Annotated in this window: 24 protein-coding genes and 1 tRNA gene; 15 read left to right on the top strand and 10 right to left on the bottom strand. The window is 38.1% G+C overall.

Going from position 1 to position 25193, the window contains the following annotated elements; genetic code table 11:
* Window positions 1-27: 27 nt before the first annotated feature.
* On the bottom strand, window positions 28-402 hold the full coding sequence (locus M5121_RS10310) for an MCR_0457 family protein (protein WP_249571126.1): 375 nt from the start codon (window positions 400-402) through the stop codon (window positions 28-30).
* A 103-nt stretch (window positions 403-505) separates the two neighbouring features.
* On the opposite strand from M5121_RS10310, the gene surE reads away from it, so the two are divergent.
* From surE to M5121_RS10295, 3 genes are all read left to right on the top strand, one after another.
* Window positions 506-1276: a 5'/3'-nucleotidase SurE gene (gene surE, locus M5121_RS10305; protein ID WP_249571125.1), complete on the top strand. Its 771-nt coding sequence runs from the start codon at window positions 506-508 to the stop codon at window positions 1274-1276.
* A gap of 110 nt (window positions 1277-1386) precedes the next feature.
* Window positions 1387-2217 (top strand): peptidoglycan DD-metalloendopeptidase family protein, encoded by an 831-nt coding sequence (locus M5121_RS10300; protein ID WP_249571124.1) that lies wholly within the window; start codon window positions 1387-1389, stop codon window positions 2215-2217.
* Window positions 2218-2370: 153 nt separating this feature from the next.
* Entirely contained in the window at window positions 2371-3300 is a 930-nt protein-coding gene (locus tag M5121_RS10295; RefSeq protein WP_208727891.1) for a LysR family transcriptional regulator, read from the top strand.
* A gap of 40 nt (window positions 3301-3340) precedes the next feature.
* Here the strand turns inward: M5121_RS10295 and M5121_RS10290 are convergent, their stop codons facing one another.
* Complete coding sequence (locus M5121_RS10290) at window positions 3341-5968, bottom strand: Lon protease family protein (RefSeq protein WP_208727890.1); 2628 nt, start codon at window positions 5966-5968, stop codon at window positions 3341-3343.
* Between the two features lie 186 nt (window positions 5969-6154).
* On the opposite strand from M5121_RS10290, the gene M5121_RS10285 reads away from it, so the two are divergent.
* From M5121_RS10285 to rpmE, 4 genes are all read left to right on the top strand, one after another.
* A complete protein-coding gene (locus M5121_RS10285) occupies window positions 6155-8329 on the top strand; it encodes an AmpG family muropeptide MFS transporter (protein WP_249571123.1) in 2175 nt (724 codons plus the stop codon).
* Window positions 8330-8331: 2 nt separating this feature from the next.
* Window positions 8332-8733: a lactoylglutathione lyase gene (gene gloA, locus M5121_RS10280; RefSeq protein ID WP_249571122.1), complete on the top strand. Its 402-nt coding sequence runs from the start codon at window positions 8332-8334 to the stop codon at window positions 8731-8733.
* A gap of 134 nt (window positions 8734-8867) precedes the next feature.
* The gene (locus M5121_RS10275; RefSeq protein WP_249571121.1) at window positions 8868-9836 is read left to right on the top strand and encodes a bile acid:sodium symporter family protein; all 969 of its coding nucleotides are present in this window, start codon (window positions 8868-8870) and stop codon (window positions 9834-9836) included.
* Window positions 9837-10032: 196 nt separating this feature from the next.
* The gene (gene rpmE, locus M5121_RS10270; RefSeq protein ID WP_004662919.1) at window positions 10033-10257 is read left to right on the top strand and encodes a 50S ribosomal protein L31; all 225 of its coding nucleotides are present in this window, start codon (window positions 10033-10035) and stop codon (window positions 10255-10257) included.
* A gap of 90 nt (window positions 10258-10347) precedes the next feature.
* Here the strand turns inward: rpmE and M5121_RS10265 are convergent, their stop codons facing one another.
* The 3 genes from M5121_RS10265 to epmB are packed head-to-tail and all read right to left on the bottom strand — an operon-like array spanning window position 10348 to window position 15193.
* The gene (locus M5121_RS10265) at window positions 10348-12429 is read right to left on the bottom strand and encodes an EAL domain-containing protein (RefSeq protein WP_249571120.1); all 2082 of its coding nucleotides are present in this window, start codon (window positions 12427-12429) and stop codon (window positions 10348-10350) included.
* On the bottom strand, window positions 12411-14165 hold the full coding sequence (locus M5121_RS10260) for a cyclic-di-GMP receptor FimW-related protein (protein ID WP_249571119.1): 1755 nt from the start codon (window positions 14163-14165) through the stop codon (window positions 12411-12413). Before M5121_RS10260 ends, M5121_RS10265 begins: the two co-directional genes overlap by 19 nt.
* Before the next feature lie 11 nt (window positions 14166-14176).
* Entirely contained in the window at window positions 14177-15193 is a 1017-nt protein-coding gene (epmB, locus tag M5121_RS10255; protein ID WP_249571118.1) for an EF-P beta-lysylation protein EpmB, read from the bottom strand.
* Window positions 15194-15279: 86 nt separating this feature from the next.
* Here epmB and efp point away from each other — a divergent pair, with 86 nt between their 5' ends.
* From efp to M5121_RS10215, 8 genes are all read left to right on the top strand, one after another.
* On the top strand, window positions 15280-15849 hold the full coding sequence (gene efp / locus M5121_RS10250) for an elongation factor P (protein ID WP_004652839.1): 570 nt from the start codon (window positions 15280-15282) through the stop codon (window positions 15847-15849).
* Between the two features lie 192 nt (window positions 15850-16041).
* Window positions 16042-18147 carry a carbon starvation CstA family protein gene (locus M5121_RS10245; protein ID WP_249571117.1) on the top strand — a complete coding sequence of 702 codons (2106 nt, stop codon included), beginning with the start codon at window positions 16042-16044 and terminating at the stop codon, window positions 18145-18147.
* A complete protein-coding gene (locus tag M5121_RS10240; protein ID WP_171287512.1) occupies window positions 18144-18449 on the top strand; it encodes a YbdD/YjiX family protein in 306 nt (101 codons plus the stop codon). The genes M5121_RS10245 and M5121_RS10240 overlap by 4 nt, the downstream gene beginning before the upstream one ends.
* A gap of 78 nt (window positions 18450-18527) precedes the next feature.
* Window positions 18528-19487 (top strand): AAA family ATPase, encoded by a 960-nt coding sequence (locus tag M5121_RS10235; RefSeq protein ID WP_087537414.1) that lies wholly within the window; start codon window positions 18528-18530, stop codon window positions 19485-19487.
* 13 nt (window positions 19488-19500) lie between these two features.
* Window positions 19501-20403: a DUF58 domain-containing protein gene (locus M5121_RS10230; protein WP_249571116.1), complete on the top strand. Its 903-nt coding sequence runs from the start codon at window positions 19501-19503 to the stop codon at window positions 20401-20403.
* Between the two features lie 4 nt (window positions 20404-20407).
* Window positions 20408-22396, top strand: coding sequence for a transglutaminase TgpA family protein (locus tag M5121_RS10225; protein ID WP_249571115.1), 1989 nt, complete (start codon window positions 20408-20410; stop codon window positions 22394-22396).
* A 34-nt stretch (window positions 22397-22430) separates the two neighbouring features.
* Window positions 22431-22507, top strand: a tRNA-Val gene (locus M5121_RS10220).
* Between the two features lie 219 nt (window positions 22508-22726).
* Window positions 22727-23740 carry a tyrosine-type recombinase/integrase gene (locus M5121_RS10215; RefSeq protein ID WP_249571114.1) on the top strand — a complete coding sequence of 338 codons (1014 nt, stop codon included), beginning with the start codon at window positions 22727-22729 and terminating at the stop codon, window positions 23738-23740.
* Window positions 23741-23743: 3 nt separating this feature from the next.
* Here M5121_RS10215 and M5121_RS10210 read toward each other — a convergent pair whose 3' ends face one another.
* Genes M5121_RS10210 through M5121_RS10190 form a run of 5 tightly spaced genes read right to left on the bottom strand, consistent with a single transcriptional unit; the run spans window position 23744 to window position 25106 of the window.
* Window positions 23744-24040 carry a DNA-binding protein gene (locus M5121_RS10210; protein WP_249571113.1) on the bottom strand — a complete coding sequence of 99 codons (297 nt, stop codon included), beginning with the start codon at window positions 24038-24040 and terminating at the stop codon, window positions 23744-23746.
* Complete coding sequence (locus M5121_RS10205; protein WP_249571151.1) at window positions 24041-24253, bottom strand: helix-turn-helix domain-containing protein; 213 nt, start codon at window positions 24251-24253, stop codon at window positions 24041-24043. It lies immediately after the preceding gene.
* Window positions 24253-24567 carry a hypothetical protein gene (locus tag M5121_RS10200; RefSeq protein WP_249571112.1) on the bottom strand — a complete coding sequence of 105 codons (315 nt, stop codon included), beginning with the start codon at window positions 24565-24567 and terminating at the stop codon, window positions 24253-24255. The genes M5121_RS10205 and M5121_RS10200 overlap by 1 nt, the downstream gene beginning before the upstream one ends.
* Window positions 24560-24736: a hypothetical protein gene (locus M5121_RS10195; protein ID WP_249571111.1), complete on the bottom strand. Its 177-nt coding sequence runs from the start codon at window positions 24734-24736 to the stop codon at window positions 24560-24562. Before M5121_RS10195 ends, M5121_RS10200 begins: the two co-directional genes overlap by 8 nt.
* Window positions 24729-25106 carry a hypothetical protein gene (locus tag M5121_RS10190; RefSeq protein ID WP_249571110.1) on the bottom strand — a complete coding sequence of 126 codons (378 nt, stop codon included), beginning with the start codon at window positions 25104-25106 and terminating at the stop codon, window positions 24729-24731. The genes M5121_RS10195 and M5121_RS10190 overlap by 8 nt, the downstream gene beginning before the upstream one ends.
* Window positions 25107-25193 lie beyond the last annotated feature (87 nt).

Genomic DNA, 25193 nt, shown 5'->3' with positions numbered 1-25193 from the left:
AAAACGCTTCCAAATTTTAATGGCATATTAGCCTTCAAAATTTAATACATCGTCGCATACTGACTTTTGTTCAGCTTTTTCAACTTCTTTCGCTGCTTCACGAGCATCTTTCAATAAAGATTGGAATTCTCCATCCTTTTGTAGACTCTCAAGGGAAGCTGACTTATCAGAATAGGTGCTTAAATAAGAACCCACCATCTTTTTGATGTTTTCGTCAAATTTAGTATTTTTTCCAATTATGCTTGGGCACATTTCAATGAGGACTTGCGCATTTGCAATATCATCTTTGATGAGTGCGTCTGCTTCCTTAGCTGAAACCGTTGTGTTTGCAAAAATTGCGGGTGCTGTTAGAAGTGAAAAACTTACCCCTAAAACACGGATAAAAGTAGATAAATGTCTCATGGCGGCATAAATTTCTAATACTATGAAGTTACAAATATATATAATTCACTGAATAATTCAATTGAAAAAACTACGTAGTAACATTTGAAGAGACAAGATCAAAGTGAATATTTTAATAGCAAATGATGATGGTGTTTTTGCACCAGGCTTACAGGCTCTAGCACAAGCGTTAAAGCCTTTAGGACGTGTCGTCGTCGCCGCACCTGAAAGTGAGCGGAGTGGTTATTCAAGTGCGTTGACATTAGATCGACCGTTACGACCCGTTCAGATTGCAGAGGATGTTTGGGCTGTGAATGGAACGCCCGCAGATTGTGTTTATTTATCAATGAATGGTCTATTCGATTTTGAATTTGATCTTGTTGTCAGTGGTATTAATAGTGGCGCAAACCTCGGCGATGATGTTCTATATTCAGGTACGGTTGGTGCTGCATTTGAAGGTCGCCTAATGAAACATCCTGCAATCGCAGTTTCATTAGCAGGTTCAAATGTACGTTCCTATGAACATCCTAAGCATTATGCGAAAGCTGCACAATGGGTTCATGATTTTATTGCGAATGGACTACCAATTTTGCCGCCCCGTCATATTTTTAATATTAATATCCCAGATGTTGAGCAAATTAAAGGGACACAAATCACCTATCAAGGTCGTAGAGCACAATCCAAACCAATTAGTAGCCATGTCGATCCACGTGGTCGCCAAGTCTATTGGATTGGTTTAGCCGGTGAGGCGGTTACAGAACCTCAATCCGCTTCAAGTCATATTCAGTCTGATTTCTTTGCTGTCGCGAATGGTTATGTCAGTATCACGCCGATTCAAATGGATGCAACTAATTATGCTGTACTCGATAATTTACATCTTCATGTAAATGGTTAGCAGTGGCTATGTTATAACTTTGTGAATATAGGAAGTGAGAACTCGTTTTTTCTCACTTTTTTGGTACTCTTAGGCGCAAATAAATTAAGGTTTTTTCGATGAGGGCGAAGATGCATTTAAACCATGTCTCGATTTTTCTATCACGAAAAATGATTAAAACAATCGTGTTGTCTATGGCAGTAACAAGCATTGTCGTCGTTACAGGTTGTGCATCAAAACCACAAGTAAAAGATGGTAATCGTTATGTACAGCAAGCACCCAATTATTACACAGTACGTTCAGGCGATACGCTGAGTGCAATTGCAAATCGTTATGGATTGAATTATTTAGATGTTGCTGCGCTGAATGATATTGCGCCGCCTTATCGTATTTATGTCAATCAATCATTACGTTTAAAAGGTTCTGTTGCAGAACGAACTACATCTACACAAGCAGTGGTACAAACCGCGCCGATTCAACGTCAAACGATTAACTTACCTACACAACAACCTGTTGTTCCTAAGACACAGCCTGTTATACCCAAAGCTGTTGTTCCAGCAAATCCTGTTACACCATCTTCAACGACGCTTGCTTCGAGTTTACGTTGGGTAAAACCATCAAATGGAGCGATCATTCAAAGTTTCAATTTGGCAAATAACGTCAAAGGAACACGTTACGGTGGTAATGAAGGTGATCCAATTTTTGCTGCTGCAAATGGGCAAGTGGTCTATGCTGCTGATGGTTTAAAAGAATATGGCAATCTAGTCTTGATTAAGCATATTGATGGTTATATTACGGCGTACGCGCATAACAGTAAGATGTTAGTCAAGAGTGGGGATAATGTGACTGCTGGTCAAAAAATTGCAGAAATGGGTTCTTCAGGTGCTTCACGTATCATGCTTGAGTTCCAAGTTCGTTTAGATGGCAAGCCTGTGAATCCAATGACAGTTTTACCAAACTAAAATAGCCGAATTAATAATCTTTCAATAAATTATTAATAATCTTTCAATAAATTATTAATAATCGCTAGTTTAAGGATAGACTTCCTTGTATACTTATTGGGATTGCTTTAATTAGAACAATAAGCATATTTTAATAAATTAAGAGAGAAGTCTATGCTAGATCAATTGCGTGCAATGGGGGTCTTCGCTTGCGTTGTTGAAAAAAGTTCTTTTAGTGGTGCAGCACGAGAATTAGGAATTACAACAAGTGCAGTCAGTCAACAAATTCGTTCTTTAGAACATGAGATGGATGTCACTTTACTTCATCGTTCTACTCGAAAACTCAGTCTTACAGAAGCAGGACAAGCATTTTTTCTCAGTTGCCAAGAAATGTTGGCTGCCGCTGAACGTGGCAAAATTCGTATCAATGAACTGCGCGACGATCTTGTTGGAGATTTACGTATTGCGACGACACCTGAATTAGGTGCCTTGCATGTCATTCCAGCACTATCTCATTGGATGTCAGCACATAAAGGTCTAGCGATTCATTTTGAAGCAGACCACCGTTATATTGATTTGATTGAAGAGCGGATTGATATCGCTATACGGATGAGCCTGCGTGTTGATGATCATCAGCTCACCGCAGTACCTTTAGCGAGAGTTGATCAGGTTCTTGTTGCATCGCCAAGTTATCTCAATCAAGCATCAACTATTACTCGCCCAGAAGATTTACGAAATCACGAATTATTACCTGTTACTTTGATGCACAATTATCAACATTTTGCCTTCCGTCATGGTTTGAGTGGTGAAATTGTCAATGTTGATATGAAAACACGCTTAGGCACAAACAATGTTTTTGTTGCTAAATCCTTGTGCCAGCAGGGGCATGGTATTGCACGTATTCTCTATATGGACATTCAAAAAGAACTGATTAATGGTTCTTTGGTTGAAGTTCTACCTGATTGGCAACTTCCTGCTTATACGCTTCATGCTTTAACTTCCAAGCGTGAACAATACCCAATGAAAGTGCATCGTTGTATTGATGCATTAAAACAATATTTCGCTCAATTACCTGGTGGACGATCTCTACTAGGTGTAGCCTAAGAAAAAGGCCATGTTTGTTTAAAAACATGGCCTTTTCATTTTATCTATTCTTCTTACGAAGTGATTTTAAGCTTTTAGCTTCAACAGTAGATTCTTCTGAAGATTTTGTCTCAGTTTCATCTTTTTTGGTCTTTTTTCGCTTTTTCTTTTTTTTAGGTTCATCATCTTCAACAGCTTCGCCGTCCTCAATTGCTTGCCAATACTCAAGTTGTTCCATAACGGCTGCATAGATTGAATTTTTACTATATCGACCTTTCTTATCTAATGTACCTACTGGCCGAGCCATTAGAATTTCTAAGGCTTGATCAATTGTTTCAATCGCATGGACATGGAACTGACCTGCTTGAACCGCTTCAATTACATCTTGACGTAGCATCAAATGTTGCATGTTTTGACGGGGAATAATGACGCCTTGTTTGCCTGTTAAGCCTTGAAGTTTACATGCATCATAGAAACCTTCGATTTTTGCATTCACTCCACCAATTGGTTGTACTTGGCCAAGTTGGTTCATAGAACCCGTAATCGCCCATGATTGGTCAATTGGAATTTGAGAAATGGCAGAAATTAAAGCTGAAAGTTCTGCAACAGTGGCACTATCGCCATCCACTTGTCCATAGCTTTGCTCAAACGCCAATGCTGCGGAGAAATGTAAGATTTGTTCACGACCAAAGTGTGCTTTTAAGAAGCTTGACATGAGCAACACGCCTTTGGCATGAAGCGAGCCGCCTAACTCGACACTGCGTTCAATATCTAAAATATCACCGCCGCCTTGATAAACGGATGCGGTGAGACGAGAGGGTAAACCGAATTCAACATCTGCATAGTGAATTACAGACAAGGCATTGATCTGACCGAGACGATGCCCTGAAGTTTCAATCAATTGTGTCCCACGCGAAAGATCTTGCCAATATAACTCTCTTAAATAGCCTAAGCGATATTGACGATGATGTAATGCTTGGTTGACATGCTGATCTGTGACGATTTTGTCATCAGCTTTAAAGGCATGATGATGTGCTTCACGAATTAAATCACCGAGTGTAGAGGCATGTAGTGAGAGAGAGCTTTGATCTTCTGCTTGACGACTAGAGTCGGTGAGTAAAGCAGCGAGCGCTGAACGATCAAATGGAAGCAATTTATCGGCTTGAACATAGTCTGCAATCAATTGCATGTAGGCCTGTTCATTGCTGTTATTACGCTGCAAGGTATCCGTAAAATCTGCTCGAATTTTAAAGACACTGCCTAATTCTGGTTCAACTTCTAAAATTTCATAGTAAATTTCAGGTTCTGCCAGTAAAACAACTTTGATATCTAAAGGAACAGAAGCGGGTTCAATCGAAATGCTGCCTGTTAATGTTAGCATATGTTCTAACGAAGAAAGTTTGAGTTGACCTGATTTCAATGCACGTTTTAAACCTTGCCATGCATAAGGCTGTTCAAGCAATTGCTCTGCTTCAAGCATTAAAAAGCCACCGTTGGCTTGATGCAAAGACCCTGGGCGAATTAAGGTAAAGTCGGTGGTAATCGTACCATTATGTGTAAGTTGCTCAACATGACCCAATAAATTGTAGTGCGTTGGAAAATCTTCGAAAATAACTGGAGCACCACTATTTGGCTTATTGGCAATAATTACATTAGCTTGATAACGTGATGGAACACGATTAAATAAAGCAGGAGTAAAATCATCTTCTTCTTGTTCTAAAATCAGCTCAACATTATCAATAATATCTTCAGCATAATGTTTTAGATATAAGTCGAGACCTTTGACTTCTTTGTTTTTATTTAAAATTGACTCCATACGTGGTGTAACCACTTGAGTGGCAATTTCACGGTTTAAAATTGATACTTGATCACGAGCATCGTCTTCTAAATCACCAAGATGTAACCCTAAACGCTCTAGTTTTTTCTCCATATAACGCATGTTGGATGTGATTTCAGCACGTTCTTTGCTGCTTAGCGCATCAAGATCATTTTTTGTTAATTCTTGATATTCATTCTCTATGAGCTGCATTGGAATAAACACGTGTTTGTCATCACGAGAAATTAACTTTAAATCGAGTTCTTGTCCTTCTTTAGTGAGTTCTATTAAAGCTTGTTGCTGGACATCACCTGTATCTTGACGAATGCGTTCAATACGATTGTGATAGCTTTCAGCACTAAAACGACGTTCCAATTGTTTTAGAATGATTTGCCATGTTTGCTGTAAAGCATTTTGAAATTTTGTACCTTGTCCTGCAGGAAAGCGTAGTGCAATGGGTTGTCTTGGATTTTTGAAGTTATTGACATAAACCCAATCGTTTGGCGTAGGCATGGTTTTAGCGTGTTGCTGAAGCAACCGTTTAATCATGGTGCGTTTGCCAAGACCCGCTGTGCCAACTGCAAAAATGTTATAGCCAGAGTATGGTAAGGAAATACCAGCTTCTACTGAGGCACGTGCACGATCCTGCCCAAGAAAGTTATTGAGGGGCTTGATACGTTTAGTTGAACTCGGAATCTCAGCTAGATTTAGAATATGCGTGAGTTGTTCAGGGCTAAGTGCTGTTTTCTTAAGTGTCGTTTGAATATCCGTCTGCTCAAAGGCGCTTGGTAAAGAATTGATTTTCGCTGTAGTCGTGTTTGTTGGTGTTGAAGATAAAGTTGTTGCAGTCATTTGATCAAGTTTTTGGGTCACTATTGCTATCCAACAAAGAAACGAAAGTTAAGTAATTAAAGGTATACAGTTTTAGGTCTAAAGATCAAGCGAACTTGTGTTTTTTATCGACAAAACAAAACAATCGTTGCATAAAGCAACTTGCAAGCAAGAGCAAGAAACGATTGAATAGGCACATTCACGCATGTTCATGGAAAATAATAACCAATGACAACTCAAGCACCTGGGTGGGCATCCGCATTTAAAGCTTTTTTAGATCGCCGTGCACTGATTATGCTATTTCTTGGTTTCTCGGCAGGGATACCCATTTTATTGATTTTTTCTAGCTTGTCTTTATGGTTAGGTGAAGCAGGAATTGATAAAAGTGCTGTGACATTTTTTAGTTGGGCGGCATTAGGTTACTCTTTTAAATTCGTTTGGGCACCGTTGATTGATGAATTGCCTGTTCCATTGTTAACGAAAAGTTTAGGTCGCCGCCGTGCTTGGTTGTTGATTGCACAGTCTTTGATTATATGTGCAATTTGTATTATGGCATTTTCCGACCCAGCACTTGGACAAAGCTATTTAATTCAAATGGCAGTTGGTGCTGTTTTATTAGGATTCTCGGCAGCGACTCAAGATATTGTCATCGATGCTTATCGTATTGAACTTGCTGAAAGTGAGATGCAAACGGTTTTAGCTTCAACTTACAACGCAGGTTACCGTATCGGGATGATCGTTGCGGGTGCAGGGGCTTTATTTCTTGCTGCTTATTTAGGTACAGCTAAAGGCAATTATATCTATGAAGCATGGAAATATACTTATCTCACCATGGCAGCGGTCATGGTGGTTGGTATTATTACAACTTTGTGCATTCGTGAACCTCAAGTAAATCGTGTTTATAAACACTATAAAACTACAGATTACTATCGCTTAGTCTTTGTATTTTTTATTGCTGTTGCAACTTTTGTTGTCAGTTATATTTACTCTGGGAATGTAACAGATGCTACCGCTAAAGCCGCAAATATTAAAGACACCGCCGCTTTATTTGGTTTAGAAGCCCTGCGCTTTTTAACTGCTACAGCCACAGCTTTATTCGTTGGTTTTTGTTTAGTTAAAACTGGCGTCGTGAATCAACAAATGGCTAAAGAAACTTGGGTTGCCCCAGTTTTAGATTTCTTTAAACGCTATGGTATTAAACTTGCCTTAGTTCTTTTGCTGCTGATTGGTTTTTTCCGCATCTCAGACATTATTGCAGGAGTGATTTCCAATGTGTTCTATCAAGATCTAAATTTCACTAAAGAACAAATTGCTGAGGCTGTGAAAATCTATGGTGTGATCTTTAGTTTAGTTGGTGGTTTTCTCGGTGGTTTGTTGGCGCAACGCATGAACATTATGAAACTCATGTTTGTGGGCGCAGTGTTGGCAAGTTCAACCAATTTAATTTTTATCGGGTTGGTCAAATCAGGTAAACCACTTGCTCCAGTTGAGGTTCAGGTCGGAAATAAACATTATCAAGTGCAAACCGATGATGTTGGATATTGGAAATTACAAGTGCCGAATGACGTCTTAGCAAAAGCAAATTCGGTACAGGTAAGTACTCAGTACCAAAATCAGAGCGATACAAATGTAACTCTTGCCATACCATATTTAGTAAATGCCCAGCATGCTCAGATTCAATTATTACCTATTAGTGGTGATGATCAATTAACGGAAAAAGAATTGAAGCAAAGTCTGGTCGTTAAAGGACAATTAGCAGGGCTTAAAAGTGAAGATTTAAATCAGGATAAGCCTGTTATCCTTAAATTGGATAATCAAGAATTTGCTGCGAAAGTGGATGATAAAGGAATATTTACTGGTGCTGTAGATGGAAAGCTATTACAAGCATCTCCCACTAAAACGATTAAAGCTTTTGTTCATTTAAAAAATAATAGTGCAAGCCAGTTATTTGCAACAAGATCATACCGTATCAATACTGCATCACATGTTGAAACCACACTCGATGTCGATATTCAGCCAATTGCTGTGGTCGATCCAAGTCAGTCAGGCACAATAGAACTTTCTGGCAAAGTAATAAAAGGCTATAGCTCATTGTGGCTCTATTTTGCCATTATTGTAGATAATTTAGCTTCAGGTTTGGCAGGTGCTGCATTTATTGCCTTTTTATCTAGCTTAACCAGCGTATCATTTACCGCAGTTCAATATGCAATTTTCAGTTCATTAATGACTTTAACACCCAAATTATTGGGTGGTTATTCAGGAACGATTGTGAGTAATATTGGCTACCCAAATTTCTTTTTAATGACGACTTTAATTGGAATTCCAATTTTGATTCTTGTGGTTTGGGTTGCGAAACTATTGCGTGACCATGAAAACCGAACAACTCAACAGACAGGTGAATAACTATGCGCATGTTACATACGATGTTACGAGTAGGTAATTTAGAACAATCTTTAAAGTTCTACACTGAGGTACTTGGTATGAAATTACTACGCCAACGTGATTATGAAGACGGGCGTTTTACCTTGGCTTTTGTGGGCTATGGTGATGAAGAAAACAATACTGTGCTTGAGCTGACTCATAACTGGGATACAGCTAGCTATGATTTAGGCAATGCCTATGGTCATATCGCCATTGGCGTAGATGATGCTTATAAAGCATGTGAAGAAATCAAAGCAGCTGGTGGAAAAGTAGTACGTGAGGCTGGCCCAATGAAAGGTGGAGTGACGGTGATCGCTTTTGTTGAAGATCCAGATGGCTATAAGGTTGAATTGATTCAACAGGATCAAAATGCACGTAATAATTAATTTCGTATCTTGATCCACAATTTCTAATTTAAAGCCATAGCTTTATTTATACAGCCCAGTATGATGTTTTGATCGAATGGTCAATAATCTCATGTTGGGCTGTATCGTTATTAGCGAACAGATTGGGAAAAGTTATGTTAAAGCTCTTGGCGCTAGATCGTTTCACAATATTATTGATAGCAATGGTAGTACTAGCGACTTTTTTCCCAGTTTCGGGACAGGTTGCGCATTACTTTAATATCCTAACGACAGTTGCGATTGCTATATTATTTTTTTTACATGGCGCCAAGTTGTCACGTGAAGCCGTTATACAGGGAATGCTGCATTGGAAAATGCATGCATTGGTTTTTGCTTTTACTTTTGCGATTTTTCCTGTAATTGGGCTTTTAGCTAAACCTGTTTTGGAGCCGCTTCTTGGGCAACAGTTGTATTGGGGCTTTTTATTTATGTGCTTCTTACCCTCAACAGTACAATCTTCAATTGCATTTACGTCGATTGCAAAAGGGAATGTTGCAGGAGCGGTTTGTAGTGCATCTTTCTCCAATATCATTGGGATGTTTATTACGCCAATCTTAGTGAGTTATTTTATCTTAGGCCAAAGCCAACATGGCTTTGATCCTACGCAATCGATTGTTCAAATTACCTTGTTACTATTGGTTCCCTTTGTTTTAGGTCAGTTACTTCGCCCTTATGTTTTTCCTTATATGATCAAATTACCAAGCTTAGTGAAAGCTTTCGATCAAGGATCAATCTTAATGGTAGTTTACGGTGCCTTTAGCAGTGCTGTAGTTGCAGGCTTATGGCATCAAATCAGTGGATTAGCTTTGCTGTATTTAGTACTTGCATGCTCAGTTTTGCTTACTATTGTAATGTTGCTTGCTTTGTATTTACCAAAATGGTTAGGGTTTCATCATGCAGATCAAATTACTATTTTCTTTTGTAGCTCTAAAAAAACGCTAGCGAGTGGCGTGCCAATGGCGCAAATTCTGTTTATTGGTCAGCCTTTAGGTATGATTGTATTGCCGATTATGATTTTTCATCAAATCCAATTAATGGTCTGTGGTGTAATTGCGAATCGTTGGTCAAAATCAAAACAAGAATAGTTCGCAAATTTTGATTTATTGGCGTATAATCTTTGCCACTTGTTGGCTTTGCTCTGATCTAAGGGTCTCGGTGAGTCAAAAGAAATGGTCTGTTGTGGTATTGATCTGCGAGTGTTAACACTCTGCTTTCCTCATCTTGAGAGTGATCAATTGCGATAACAGCTTAAGCCTTTCTTACTAAATAGGAGCATCGACCATGCGCGCCGATATTCACCCTAAATACGAAAAATTAGTTGCTACTTGCTCATGCGGTAACGTAATCGAAACTCGTTCTGCACTTGGTAAAGAAACTCTTTATCTTGACGTATGTTCAGCTTGCCACCCATTCTATACTGGTAAACAAAAGAATGTGGATACTGGTGGTCGTATCGACAAATTCAAACAACGTTTCTCTGGTATGTCACGTTCTATCAAACGTTAATATCGAGAAAACAAAAAACGGGCTATATGCCCGTTTTTTTTATGCCTTTTGATATTCCCCCCTTATCAAAGGAGGGTTAGGGAGGATTCTCTATTGGTCTTGCACGTCCGTTAAATGATCAAGTTTCTTTTGGAAGTAGTTACCTTGCAAGAAGCGGGCTTCGACATTCCATGCATTCGCAAACAAACTCATATCATTGAGTTCGGTGAGTAAAATCTCAACTTGCTTTTCAGCAATAAAATGAAGAATTTTCTCTTGTAGAATTGCCATTTCTTTTTCAGATCCTAGCATCTTCACTAATTTTCGATGGAAGCTTAAATACTGCGTATCGATCTGTTGAAGAATTGAGTTACTATAAAGAGAATCACCAAAGTTACGAATAGAGATCTCAGCGCCGTGTTGACGAAGTGATGCAATCAGAGATTGAGCCTGTGATAAATTTTGCTGAAGAGCTTGCTCTGAAAACTGCAGAATTAAAGGATGAGCTTGTTTGCTTCCAATAATTGTCAATAATTTAGCGACCAATTCGGATAATTTTCTGTCATTGAATAAAATATGATGATTCAGATTAATAATTAATTTAGCTTTTGGATATTGGGTAATGAAGTTGTGTAATTGTTTACAAGCTTCTACTAATACCCAACGGTCTAACTGAGCCGATAATTCATGATCATCTTTTAGATCACTAAGATCCATCAAGTCTAACCATTGATTATTATGAATAATACCGCCAAATACTTCATAGGTATGAGTGAATTGATCTTGTTTATCATAAAGCTGCTGATATTTTAAATGTATATCACCCTTATCTAATTTGTTTTTGAGCTCTTCTAAAAGATTGACTTCCATCGACATTGAAATTTTATCAGTTGTCAGGCTAATATCACTGTCAATCGATGGATTTTTCAATAGTGGTAGTGCATGCGTAAATGCTTGAGAAATGATTTTCTCAAAATGAGCATCATCTAATATTTGTTGGTCTAGTTCTTGATAGCCCAGTTTTAAATGTAATGGGAAAGTGTGGTTTTCAGTGACCAATAACTGAGGTTTTTGTAAACCATTCAAGCCTATAAGCAAAGAGTTTAAAACTGTTTTTGATTCAGCTTGAATAAGCCCAACATACAAAGCCGTTTCTATTTGATAAATTGGAACATTGACCTGTTCTTTAATGAAATTTGCAATATTTGAAAAATAAGCTTTAGTTCCACGCCAGTCAGTTTGAAAAACTTCGTTTGGACAATTATTCAGGCTAAATAAGATGAGCGCATTTGCATTGGCTGGGTGATTTGCTAAATTTCGATTAATTTGTTGCAGTGCTGAGATGATACCAGAGGCTTTTTCACTTTGTACTGAAGTAGTCGTGGCAGTTGCTGCTGATTCACATTCAATATTCAGTTGTATTTCATCATCATTGCCAGAGGGTAAGAACTCAACATGTAAAAGATTATTCTTAACCATGGGATTTTGGGTGCGAATTTCAAAGCGTGCTTGTTCGAATAAGCCTTGGGAAATTCTTTTAAAGCGTAATTTAAACTGGCCTAAATCTTCAGGTTGTAAAATATCAAGTATTGGTAAGCCAATGACGTCGTCTTCGCTGTCGAAACCAAATAGGTGAGCATATTCAGCATTCGCTTTGATATGAATACCTTCTTGTAGAATTGCAACTGCTTTATGTGTTTCAGCAACAAGTGATTGGGCTTGTGTTTGAGCTGCCTCTAATTCGGTAAGTAAACGGTGCTCTGCTTGTACTAAACGACTGAATGAAAGTGATCTAATAATACTGATATAAAATTCTTCTGGCGCCTTTAAGTTCACAACATCATAAATACCTTTATGAATGTAATTTTGATATAGCGCTGAATTATAGTCATCTTGCTCAAGCAGTAGAATGGGTAAACTTGGTTGTGCGGATGCATGAATAAGAGAAAGCGTTTGTTCGATTTTTAGATCGTAAGCACGTCCAAAAATTACAATATCCCAAGGCAAATTCAGTTGTTTTTCAAAAGTTTTTAAATCATCAAGTAAAATAGCCTGTACTTGATGTTCTTGCTGCGCAAAGAGCTCTAAAACTTGATTATACCTTAATTGGTTATCATCAATAATGAGTAAGCGCGTTTCAGTTCGTTTCAACTTTTTAGAGAGTAAAGAATTTCTCACTTCAATGCTTCCCATAAATCTTGGTCATTTGTATCCATATTTTTTTGCGCAATAAATTTATTAAGAACGGGTTGTTCTTCTTCATTAAGTAGTTCAAAGTCGAATTGAACAAAACTTTGGGTAATTAGTTGTGCAGTCAACAGATACACTTTTACTTCCTCTTTCCCTAATCTCAAATGAACAGCTTGCTGTTCGCGAAAAATTTGCGAGCCTGGCAAAATTATTGTTGTTTTAGTTTCATCTAAATTTTGATTTTTTAAAATAAGCGCAGGGTAATAATTGCTAATATGACGATCTGCTTGTACGCGAACTGCACAAGGGAAAATTTCTTGTGCTAAAACCTCTAAGCCTAATTCTAAACTTTTTTCACTTGATTGCTTTAACCAGCGAATTACACCGCCGCGCCAATGTCCATGAGTGGTTTCTTTTACAAGAATATATTCGCCAGTTCTTAGATTTTTTGGTACTTCGGCTGACCATTTAATTCGATAACCATTAACACTAATATCTAAAATATCCGCTTGATAAATGGCTTTGTTTTCTCGACTTAAACGCTGGATTGAGGACTCTTGATTGCCAGAAGAATCTTTTTTATCCCAAGTTGATAAAAATTTTGATTCGCTTTGTAGTCCATACTCGTGTTCTAAGAGTAATGTTTCACCGAAGTTTTTTGCTTTGGATAAATAGAAGTGGGCTGTTAAGAGTCCAAAACAAATATGTAGTTGAGCTGAATATTCATAGCGTTCATGGCGACGTTCTGCCGTAGATCCTAAAATGGTCTGAACGTGGAATTTTAGAGCGGGTGTGAGATAAATCTTTTCATTCTTAGAAATGTATTCAGCATTTTTATGTAATGTTGCTGTCACATGATCAAGTAAACCATTTGTACTAATAAAGATATTAGGATTAAATCCTGAACTTTGTTTTTTGTTGTATATTGGCGGATGATCTTTAGTTGTATCAACAACGTATTTAGTTAAATCAGTCTCTTTAGATAAGAGCTGTAGCATTTTGGCCCAGTCAAAACTGCATTGAAACAGGGCTTGAATTTCTGTTTGACGAATTTGATTGGTATTAAAAATATCCATCAAAATTAATTGAGCATAGGCCTGAGCAATATTATTCAGGCTATTTGGCTTAGTTTGCGCCTGTTCAATAGTCACATGATGATACTTATGTGTCACTGCTGCATCGTATAATTGATGTGCAATGAGCCACTGTCCTGCAACAGGTTCACTATATAACATGTGTTGTTGATAAAGAAGCTGCGTAAGTTGTTGTAATGCTTGGAAAGTTGCAAGTGTTCTAGCAGTATGTAAATTTTTCTTTTGGTTTAGTGCAAAAATAGAAAATTTTCGATTTTCCAATTGTTCGCTACTGCGGCGAACAATATTGATATAAATAGCCGCAAAATAGCAGCGTAACAGCATTGCCAGTTCAATAATGTGCTCATTACGATCTGAACTGATTACACCTTGATTAAAAAAATTTTTCTCTAGGCTACCTAAAATATTTTCAATCGTTGGATGTAAGGTCTGAATGAGATCAAAGCGTAATGTTTCTGAACAATCTAATTCACAAAGCTCTAATAAAGCTGCAAACAATGCTTTTGAAGTATCACCCAACTGCATAATTGAGAGGGTTGAAATCCATTCTGTTAAACTTTTTGCGTTTGCATCACAAAAACTGAGTTTATCCCGTCTTAAAACAGTGGGAATTTGAAAAATATCCGAAAATGCATTATTCATCATTGTAATCAATCTCAGAACGTTTGAACCCCAAAAAGCGGTGTTTTATTTTTTTCGCCCGCAATTTCCCTGACGAGTTTTGGAACTAAATATCCAGGTAAACTCGCTAATACATCACTGTATATATGATCTATCTCTGAAGATCTTAAGTCAAAATGTTGAGCACCTTTTACTTTATCCAATACATGTAAGTAATAGGGCATAACCCTCGCTTCAAATAGTCGATAACTTAGATGAGTTAAAGATGTTGCAGAGTCATTCACACCTTTAAGTAAAACTGCCTGATTTAACACAGTAATATGATGTAATGATAACTGTAATAACTTTGAACACGTGAAATCATCAAGTTCTGAAGCATGATTTGAGTGTATCACTACTACAATGCGTAGCCTACTGTTTTTTAAAATAGAAATAAGCTCTTCATCGATACGATTGGGAATAACAACTGGAACTCGTGAATGGATTCTCAATATTTTGAGTTGAGGTAAAGATTCTAATCGCTCTATCCAAAGTGCTATTTTTCGATTAGATAAAGTTAAAGGATCGCCCCCACTGAGAATGATTTCATTGATGGCAGGGTTGTCTTCAATATATTGTTTTATATTTAGCCAATCATCATTTTTAGGTAAATTTTCTTGATATGGAAAATGGCGGCGGAAACAATAACGGCAGTGAATTGCGCATGCACCTGTTAAGGTCAGTAAAAAGCGAGACTGGTATTTGTGTAAGACACCAGCCATTTGATTGGCTGCTTCCTCACCTAATGGGTCAGTAACAAATTCAGGATGTTCTTCAAGTTCAAGATGGTGTGGTAAAACCTGTAATAGCAAGGGATCAAATGGATCCCCAATACGCATTTTTCCGACGAATGCACGTGGAACGCGTAATTTAAACTGTTCAGAGGCAAGTATTGCTCCTGATAATAATTGCTTGGTCGATAATTCAAGCAGATTTAACAACTCTAAAGGATCAGTAATTAGATCACTGAGTTGTGATTGCCAGTTTTTCTCTTGATGTAAATAGTTTATCATGCCATACGTTAAAATAGTGATAGCCTAAGCTGTGCGCGTAGTCTAGCACTAATAGATTTGAGTTTTAAGTTTGGAGTGAGCCTTTCATGGCCTATTATTCTACAAATGATTTTAAAGCAGGCCTTAAGGTTATGCTTGATGGCAACCCATGTTCAATCATGGAAAATGAATATGTAAAACCAGGTAAAGGTCAAGCATTTAACCGTGTGAAATTACGTAACCTTCGCTCAGGTAAAGTATTAGAAAAAACTTTTAAATCAGGTGACTCTTTAGAAGCGGCTGATATTGTTGAAGTTGAAATGGATTATCTTTACAACGATGGTGAAATGTGGAATTTCATGGATCCTGTATCTTTCGAGCAAATCGCTGCTGACAAAACCGCAATGGGTGATGCTGCGAAATGGTTAAAAGACGATTCAAATGAAAAATGTACCATCATGCTGTTCAATGGCGTACCTTTAACAGTGAGTCCGCCGAACTTTGTGGTGTTGAAAATCGTTGAAACTGATCCAGGTGTACGTGGTGATACTTCTGGCGGTGGCGGTAAGCCAGCGAAACTTGAAACAGGTGCAGTAGTACGTGTTCCATTATTCGTTCAGCAAGAAGAAAGTGTTCGTGTTGATACGCGTACAGGTGATTACCTAGAGCGCGCATAATCGTAAATGAGTAGCAATGCTACGTAAGCTATACGATTATCGAAGGGATGATTAAACAATCATCCCTTTTTTTATGCCAAAGTATTAGATAAATCATTTTTAATAACAGATAGAATTACAAAGATATTTCTTCTAAAGAAAACATAGGAAGGGAAATCCAAAACTACAGCTTGTGTATTTGAGAGGTTCTGAATGGAGACAGTACAAGCAAAGTCGACGCTATCCTCAAAAATTCTGTGGAGTTTAGTTGCCATCATTGGTGCAATTTCATTTGGAATTTTGGCGGTAAGTCGTGGAGAGCATGTCAATGCAGTTTGGCTCGTTCTTGCCGCGGTTTGTGTTTATAGCATTGCATATCGGTTCTACAGTTTATTTATTGCAACAAAAGTCTTTGAATTAAATCCTAAACGCTTAACACCAGCACATCGTTTGAATGATGGTCTGGATTATGTGCCCACTAATAAACACGTTTTATTTGGACATCATTTCGCCGCTATCGCAGGTGCAGGGCCTTTGGTTGGGCCAATTCTTGCAGCGCAAATGGGTTACTTACCAGGAACCATTTGGCTTTTGGTCGGTGTGGTGATTGCAGGCGCGGTACAAGATTTTCTTGTGATATTTATCTCAACTCGGCGTGATGGTCGGTCTTTGGGTGAAATGGCAAAACAGGAGTTAGGTACTTTCGCAGGTGTTATTGTGATGTTGGGTACGCTCGGTGTCATGATTATTATTCTTGCGGTACTTGCATTGGTTGTCGTAAAAGCTTTGGCGCATAGTCCGTGGGGGGTGTTCAGTATCGCAGCAACCATCCCAATTGCATTATTCATGGGCATATACATGCGTTATCTACGCCCAGGGAAAATTGCTGAGGTTTCGATCATTGGCTTTGTGCTAATGATGGCGGCGATTGTCTTTGGTGGTGATGTAGCAAAAGACCCTTACTGGGGGCAATTGTTCACCTTAACTGGAACTCAACTAACTTGGGCACTCATCATTTATGGCTTTATTGCGTCAGTATTGCCTGTGTGGTTATTGTTAGCGCCTCGTGACTATTTATCAACCTTCCTTAAAATTGGTGTAATTGCAGGTCTGGCGATTGGAATTATCTTTGCAATGCCTGAACTCAAAATGCCTGCGGTGACTCATTTTGTTGATGGTACAGGTCCTGTATTTGCAGGCAGTTTATTTCCTTTTCTATTTATTACCATTGCCTGTGGTGCGATTTCAGGTTTCCATGCGCTAGTTTCTTCAGGAACAACTCCAAAATTGGTCGATAACGAAGTCAATATTCGTATGATCGGTTATGGCGGCATGTTGATGGAATCATTTGTCGGTATCATGGCAATGATCTGCGCAACCGTACTTGATCCAGGGATTTATTTTGCGATTAATGCACCAGCGGCAGTTCTGGGTACAACGGTAGATACTGCTGCGGAAGCGGTGCGGAATCTAGGTTTTATCGTTACACCTGAGATGCTGACTGTGCTTGCTCAGGAGGTTGGTGAAAGTTCAATCCTTTCTCGTACTGGTGGAGCGCCAACTTTTGCGATTGGTATGGCTCATATCATTTCGGAAATTTTCAATAGTCGTGCAATGATGGCATTTTGGTATCACTTTGCCATTTTATTTGAAGCATTATTTATTTTAACTGCAGTGGATGCGGGAACACGTGCTTGTCGCTTCATGGTACAGGATACCGTTGGGATTGTTGTGCCTGCAGTAAAACAATCAGGTTCATTCTTTGGAAATTTGGTTGGGACGTCTGTGGCAGTTGCAGGTTGGGGCTTCTTCGTTTATCAAGGCGTAGTGGACCCTCTTGGTGGCATTAATTCTTTATGGCCATTATTTGGAATTGGAAATCAAATCCTTGCGTCAATGGCATTGATCTTGGGTACAGTTATTTTATTCAAGATGAAGAAAGAGAAGTATGTTTGGGTAACGATTGTTCCAACGATTTTCCTATTTATTACTTCTATGACGGCGGGTTGGCAAAAGATTTTCCACGAAAATCCGAAGATTGGCTTCCTTGCTCAAGCGAATCGTTTCTCTGATGCAATTGCACGTGGTGATGTACTTGCACCTGCGAAGTCAGTTGCTGAGATGCAGACGATTGTGTTGTCGAATCAGATTAATGCAGTACTTTGTGGATTCTTTATGATTGTTGCAATTGTTATGATTATTGCATCAATTGGAATTATTCGTCGTGCTTTACAAAGCCCTGTCCCAACAGTAAATGAAGCACCTGCCGTATTTACTGAAACTGCAATGACAGCAGAAACAGTGAAGGGAGAGTCGTGATGGATTTTAAAATTGCTAGGCAAGGAAGTGCTGTGATTGTGAAGATCATTAAGTTCACGATCATGTCGCAAAAACACCTGATCTTTTCGCCCAAAAACTGGTCTCGTATTGCAACTTTATGGCAAAACTTGCAAAAAAGTTTTCGTTTGATGGTGGGTGTGCCTGATTATGAAAATTACGTAAAGCACATGCAAGCGCATCATCCAGATTTAACGCCAATGGATGCTAAGACTTTTTATCGTCATTGTATCGATGCGCGTTATCCATCATCGGGTGGGAATTTGAAAAAATGTCCTTGCTAGAAGTCATTTGATTTCTTTGAAAAAAAACTAAAACAGTGTATGTTGAATCATGCACTGTTTTAGTTTGAGGATTACGTTATGTGGGGCATGGAAAAAGCTTCTATTCAAGAAAAACAACAAAAAAATCAAGAAGTAGAGCAAAATATTAAAAATTTTACTCAGAAAATCGAACGTTTTTTGGTTGAAGTGAATCAACTTATTTTAGATAAACCACAACAAACTAAATTAGCGCTGACCTGTTTATTGGCAGGTGGCCATGTATTGTTTGAAGATTTACCAGGATTGGGTAAAACGACTCTAGCTAGTGCCTTAGCTCGTCTAGCAGGGCTGCATTTTCAGCGGATTCAATTTACCAATGACATGTTGGCGAGTGATGTCATTGGGATCAATATTTTTAATCAAAAAGAACATTTATTTGAGTTCAAGAAAGGTCCAATTTTTACTCAGATTTTATTGGCAGATGAGATCAATCGTTGTAGTCCAAAAACACAGAGTGCATTACTTGAAGCTATGGAAGAAGGTGCGGTCACTGTTGATGGAACACATTATGACTTACCGCAACCATTTTGGGTGCTGGCAACGCAGAATCCACTATTTCAAAGTGGAACTTATGCTTTGCCTGAGTCACAACTTGACCGTTTCTTGATGCGTTTATCGCTCGGTTATCCGTCTCGTCAAGCTGAAAAACTACTGTTACAACAAAGCTCACGTCAGGTTTTAATTCATCAATTAGAAGCGGTATTTACGCAAGTTGATATTTTGCAATTACGTGAATTAGCAAAACAGGTTTTTCTAAGTGATGCTGTACTCAATTATATTTTAGATTTGGCTGCTGAAACACGTAAACAACGGCATGGCTTATCAACACGTGGAGTTTTGGCATTAAAAGCTGCTGCACAAGCTTATGCACTGGTTGAAGGTCGCAGTTTTGTGACTACTGATGATGTGCAAACCATTTTTGTTGCCGTGGTTGCTCATCGTTTAAGTTTAGGCGAAATAGAGGTAAAACAAATTTTGCAATCGGTTGATGTCTTATAGTTGAGATTGGCTTATGCAAAGGATTCAGCAGTGGATTGCGAAACGCTTTCAGGTTAATGGGACTAAAACCCTGTTACAGAAAGATGTTTTGGTTTTTATTTATAAGCAGGGTTTTCTATATCTCATTCTGATTCTAATTACCTTTATTGCAGGGATTAACTATGCAAATAATTTGATTTTAGGTTTTTGTTTTCTAATCAGTGCAATTTTATGGATTAATTTTTATCTCACATTCAAGCAATTGCATGTTTTACAAATTGATCTGATTGCAGCTGAAGTTGGGCAAGTCGATCAGCCTTTCATTTTAAAACTTCGCTTTAATCAGCCATCGGTAATGACCCGATATTTACGTATTCAATGGCTGCAACAAGAACAATTAATTTATTTAGATCAGCAACAACAGACCTTCGAACTGGCTTTTTTTCCGAAGCAGCGTGGTTTATTTGAATTTGGTGCGATGAAAATTTATTCGACCTATCCTTTAGGTTTGGTGCGAGCGTGGACTTATTTATATCCAAAACAAAAAGTGTGGATTGCACCTAAAGCGCATGATTGGCAAAAAGAACATAAAAATCAACCAACCAATGCGAACGATAGTTTAGATGAATTTAAGGAGCTTAGGGCCTTTCAACAAGGCGATTCTTATCAAAATGTGGCATGGAAGCAAGTTGCTCGAGGGCAGGGCTTTTTTATCAAAATGTTTGAGGCTCAAGCCAATCATCAACATTTAGAAATTGATTATCAAAAAATCCCTGCACAAAGTCATGAGGAAAAATTAAGCTTTATGATGGGATTAATTGAGCAATGTGAACAACTTGGTCATGATTATGCATTGATACTGCCATATGCAAGATTAGAAAGTGGTCAGGGGCAGATGCAGCTTCTTCAAGCAAAACTTCTACTTGCACAGGCCTAAGATTATGACCAAACAAATCTATTTTTGCATTTTAGCTGTATTGGTATTTGTATTAATTGGGCAAGTGGCTTTTATTCCTGTGACATTGAGTGGGTTGTGGGGTGTTATTTGGCTTATATTGGTATGGCGATATAGCAAACAAAAAATTTCACCATTTCCACGCTTATTTTTAGTTTTTTTCTCTTTATTATCTTTGGGTCTTATTTATTTAAATTATCAAACTTTACTGGGAGTAGAAGCTGGAGTCGCATTTTTAAGTACGTGTTTATTTGCGAAAAGTTTGGAAGCCAAGAATACTCGTGATTTATTGATTGTATTTAACTTTGCCTTATTCGTCAGTGCCAGTTTATTGTTACATAGTCAGGCATTCTGGATGGCTGTCCTTGTTTTTTCAGCATTTGTGATATGTTTGATGGGGTTGTATCGGATTCAAACTGGTCTATTTAACCAGCATCAATTATTATCCAATCAGTTAAAAAATGATGTTAAACAAATTCTAAAGTTTGTCGGGATTGCGACACCGTTCTTTATTATATTATTTATTTTCTTTCCTCGGTTGCCACCTCTTTGGGCAATTCCTATTCAAAAGAATCAAGCCACTACTGGGATTAGTGATCGTATGTCTCCAGGAGACATTGCACAACTATCACAATCATCGGCTTTGGCTTTTCGTGTTGTTGCAGATATGAGACAACTACCAGATAGGCAGGAGCTTTACTGGCGTGCTTTGGTTTTGGATGAGTATGATGGTACAACATGGACCAGTAGTTTTTATAATCAACAGATTAAAAGCGTAACTTCAAATTCTCAAGGAGTTGCCTATCAATACTTAGCTGCTGATGAACAGGCAAATTGGATCATGGGGTTGGAATATTCCATTCCACAAGAACGTTATTTACAACTGTATCAAGATGATAGTATACGTCCATCTAAACTTATTAAACGTAATCAACCTATCCAAATGTTTTGGTTGGGGCGTACATCAACATCTTCTACTTTGTTATCATCACGTCAAATTGAATTTAATACTCGATTTGATCATGATCGTGATCAAAAAGCACAGCAATTAGCCCATCAACTGTTTGAACAAAGTCAGAAACAGCCTGAGAAATATATTAAAAAGGTGCTGAATTGGTATGGAGACCATAACTTCGTTTATACCTTGGCACCAGGTACACTTGGCAGTGATCGTATAGATCAATTTTTATTTTATAGTCGAAAAGGTTTTTGTGAGCATTATGCCTCTAGTTTTGTGATGTTAATGCGTTATGTTGGAATTCCTGCAAGAGTTGTCACAGGTTATCAGGGTGGGCAGTTTGCATTAGATAGAGAAAGTTGGGAAGTACGCCAACTTGATGCACATGCTTGGAGTGAAGTGTATCTAGATGGTGAATGGCAAAGAATAGACCCTACAGCAATCATTGCACCACAACGTATAGATTCAGGAATGCAAGATTATTTAAATCAATATCAAAACATCTGGGGGAATGGGGGAAGTCATTCATGGCAACTACAGCAATTTAAATTTTTAACAAATATACGTATTTGGAGCGATTATTTAAGCTATCAATGGCAAGCTAAAGTTGTAGGCTATGATGCGGATAAACAAAAAAATTGGCTATCTCGATTAGGATTGGATTCAGGTTATAGCTATGCATTTTTATTAATTATTGCTATTGCCGCGACTTTGTTTATTTACATTGGTGTCTATTGGTGGAGGAATCTAAGTCAAAAAGAGAATTATGAAAGAGCAGTATTATCATTCCAAAAGCAATTGCCTAAACATTTGCATAAAAGATCAGCGGAAACATTTCAAGTTTGGATGCAGCGTTTATCAAGTGTAGATAGTGATCAAAAATCATTTCATCAAGTAGTTGTGTTATATCAAAAAATTGTGTTTTTAGAACAGAATACTCAGCAAAATATTCAAGAATTTAAGAAACTGCTTAAAGTCTGTGCGATCGCAATTAAACAATCTCAAAAAAACTTGTGAAGCTGATTAAAAATGAATATTATGCTCTCATTCTAGGTGTATAGCTCAGTTGGTTAGAGCGCTACGTTGACATCGTAGAGGTCTCCAGTTCGAGTCTGGATATACCTACCATATATTTATCAAAGGTTTATAAGCAAAAACAGTAGCTTATAAGCCTTTTTTAATGTCTTTCGTTTGCGTCATTTGCGTTATTTGCTGTATTTTATTCTGCTAATAACGCTAGATTTGTGTCATCATTGTGTCAGGATTTGTGTCAAAAAATGGGTCAGAACGGTTTAAATAAAACGTTGCGCTCATTTTTAACATAACTTTACAATAAGGGTGGCAGCAATGAAATTACCAAAACCTAGACAGCGTGGGAACAGTTGGTCTACATCAATAATGATAAACGGTAAAAGAGAATATTGCACAAGAGACACTGAACAAGAGTGTTTGCACTGGGCTATGAATAAGCTTATCGAATTGAACTCAACACCAAAAGAACAAATAGAAGAACAGAAAAAGACAGTAACCACATTTCATGATTTATTTAATATGTACTACAAGTCGCATGGTCGAGATACCAAATCAAAAAAGTATATCCGTGAGCAGCTTGATTCGTTTGAAAAGCGCTTCGGCGGTTTGGCAAATAAAGACATTACCAAAATTACAGCACAGGATTTAACACATTGGCGCAACAAGCGACAAAGTGAAGTCTCTGACGGCACAGTATTAAAAGAGATTTCTTTATATAGCGCTGTTTTTACTTATGCTCACAAGGAATTATTTTTATTAACTGAAAATCCATTCTTCGGATTAAAGAAGCCCAAAAAACCAAAATCACGTAACAGGCGCATTCTTCAATCTGAAATTGAAAAAATCATTACTGAACTAAAATATGAGACTGGGCAGACTCCGAAAATTAGTAGTCATTATGTCGCATGGGCATTTTTGTTTGCAATGGAAACAGCCATGAGGCGTGGCGAAATACTTTCGATTCGTAAAAAGCATATTTTTGATGACCACATTCATCTTGAAGATACAAAGAATGGCGAAAGTAGGGATGTGCCTTTAACTAGGCAAGCAAGGGAACTTCTATCGCTTATTTCACATAATGATGATCGTTTGATACCAATGTCTGAAAATGCGTTTAGGCTTCAATTTGAGAGGGTTAAGGCTAGAATCGGGTTAAGTGATTTACACTTTCACGATACAAGACATGAAGCGATTACTCGACTTGTGAATACTCGCAAAGTACCAGTTGAGATTCTGGCAAAAATCACAGGGCATAAAACGATTAAGGTCTTGGTGAACACTTACTATAATCCAGATGTCAAGGACATAGTAAAAATGCTAGATGACTAGGCGCTAATTTTTGCGCCTAGCTCCGCCTGTGCTACGTTTGGTTTTTGGGTCCAATATCTCATCTGCAATTTTTGAATCGAACAGAAATTTGCCCCTCGTGCCTTGACTAAAACCTGCAAGCTTTCTGTGAACTGTATCAATGCTAACGCTGTATTTTTTAGCAAGCTGTGCAGCGGATAACAGTTCTGTCTGAACTTCTTTTATCTCTTTAACGATGCCACCGCCAAGACTCTGGCCAACCAAAATTTTAGGCGGTGAATCGCAATCAAGAACAACCACACATTTAAATGCTCCCATCATTCACCCCTCCGCACGTTCAAGAATATTACGAACTGTTCCACGATTCATCTGTACCAGCTCAGCAGCTTTGGTTTGATTGCCATGAGTTTTGATCAAAGCTTTTTTAACAACAATACTTTTGATATGCTGAATAAGATGTTTTACTTCGCCATTGTCGATAGCATTTTCAATATCTTTTTCTGTTAATACAGTGCTGCCGCCTTTAAAATCCATCAAGACACTTCTCCTAAACTATCCACCACGCCAAACTTGTCATGCTTTAGTATGTAGCCACTCAGCACGTGATAATACAAATCAGCATTGCAATTAATCTCAAGAATCACACCAGTACCATTATTTACACGCTGTCTTAATGTTGCTTCCAGTTTCCGCACAAAGTCACTATGCAAGTGGTGTGATTCGTTCGTTATGTTGTATAAAGCGCCTGTTTGACCTGCATCAAGCTTCAAATTAAACGGCTTGTCTTTGTGCAGCTCACCGATGATGAAATTAGCTACTGCAATGTTTGTTTGTTGAATTTCAGTCATTGCTTGGCTCCTGATCTTCACCATGAATTGCTGCAACTAAAGCCTCACCTACGTTATCAACTAAAGTCCCAGTGCATTGCTCACAGTGAAAAATACCTTTCTGGCCTTTTGGATTCTGTCGTGTCAGTAAAAAGAAATTTTCGCTCCCACAATTATCACATTTAGTCATTGGTTGGCTCCTGTGCTGTGCATAGCACCATTAGTTTGAGTGCAACCTGCTGCCACATTTCACGCACTTCATTTGTCTTGCTTTCGGTATGTGTTGCTAAGTCAACTGCATTTATGGCAATAGCTAATTCAAGTAGGTCTTTTTGATTAACAACCACAAAACCATCAGGCACAGCTTGGGCTTTGGCTGCTTGCCACATACGCCATGATAAATTTATAGATTCAACTATATGATCTTCGGATGGATCGCATACATCAGAAGCAAAATATTCATTTTTTTCATCATCAAAAATTGTGCAAACTTTAAGATTGTGAATCTTATTTCCAGCTAAAGCTTCCTCAAAAGCCTCTCTCTCAATATCTTTAGTCATTTACGCCACCTCACATTCACGTTTAGTTCTAGCAAAAAGGGCGTATGCATCATCTTCGCTAAAGCCAATATCAATTAAGAAAAATCC

It is taken from the genome of Acinetobacter sp. ANC5681 (assembly GCF_023488045.1).
Classification (GTDB): Bacteria; Pseudomonadota; Gammaproteobacteria; order Pseudomonadales; family Moraxellaceae; genus Acinetobacter.
The sequence above is the reverse complement of the archived record's forward strand: the minus strand, read 5'-3'. Positions and strand labels throughout refer to the sequence as shown.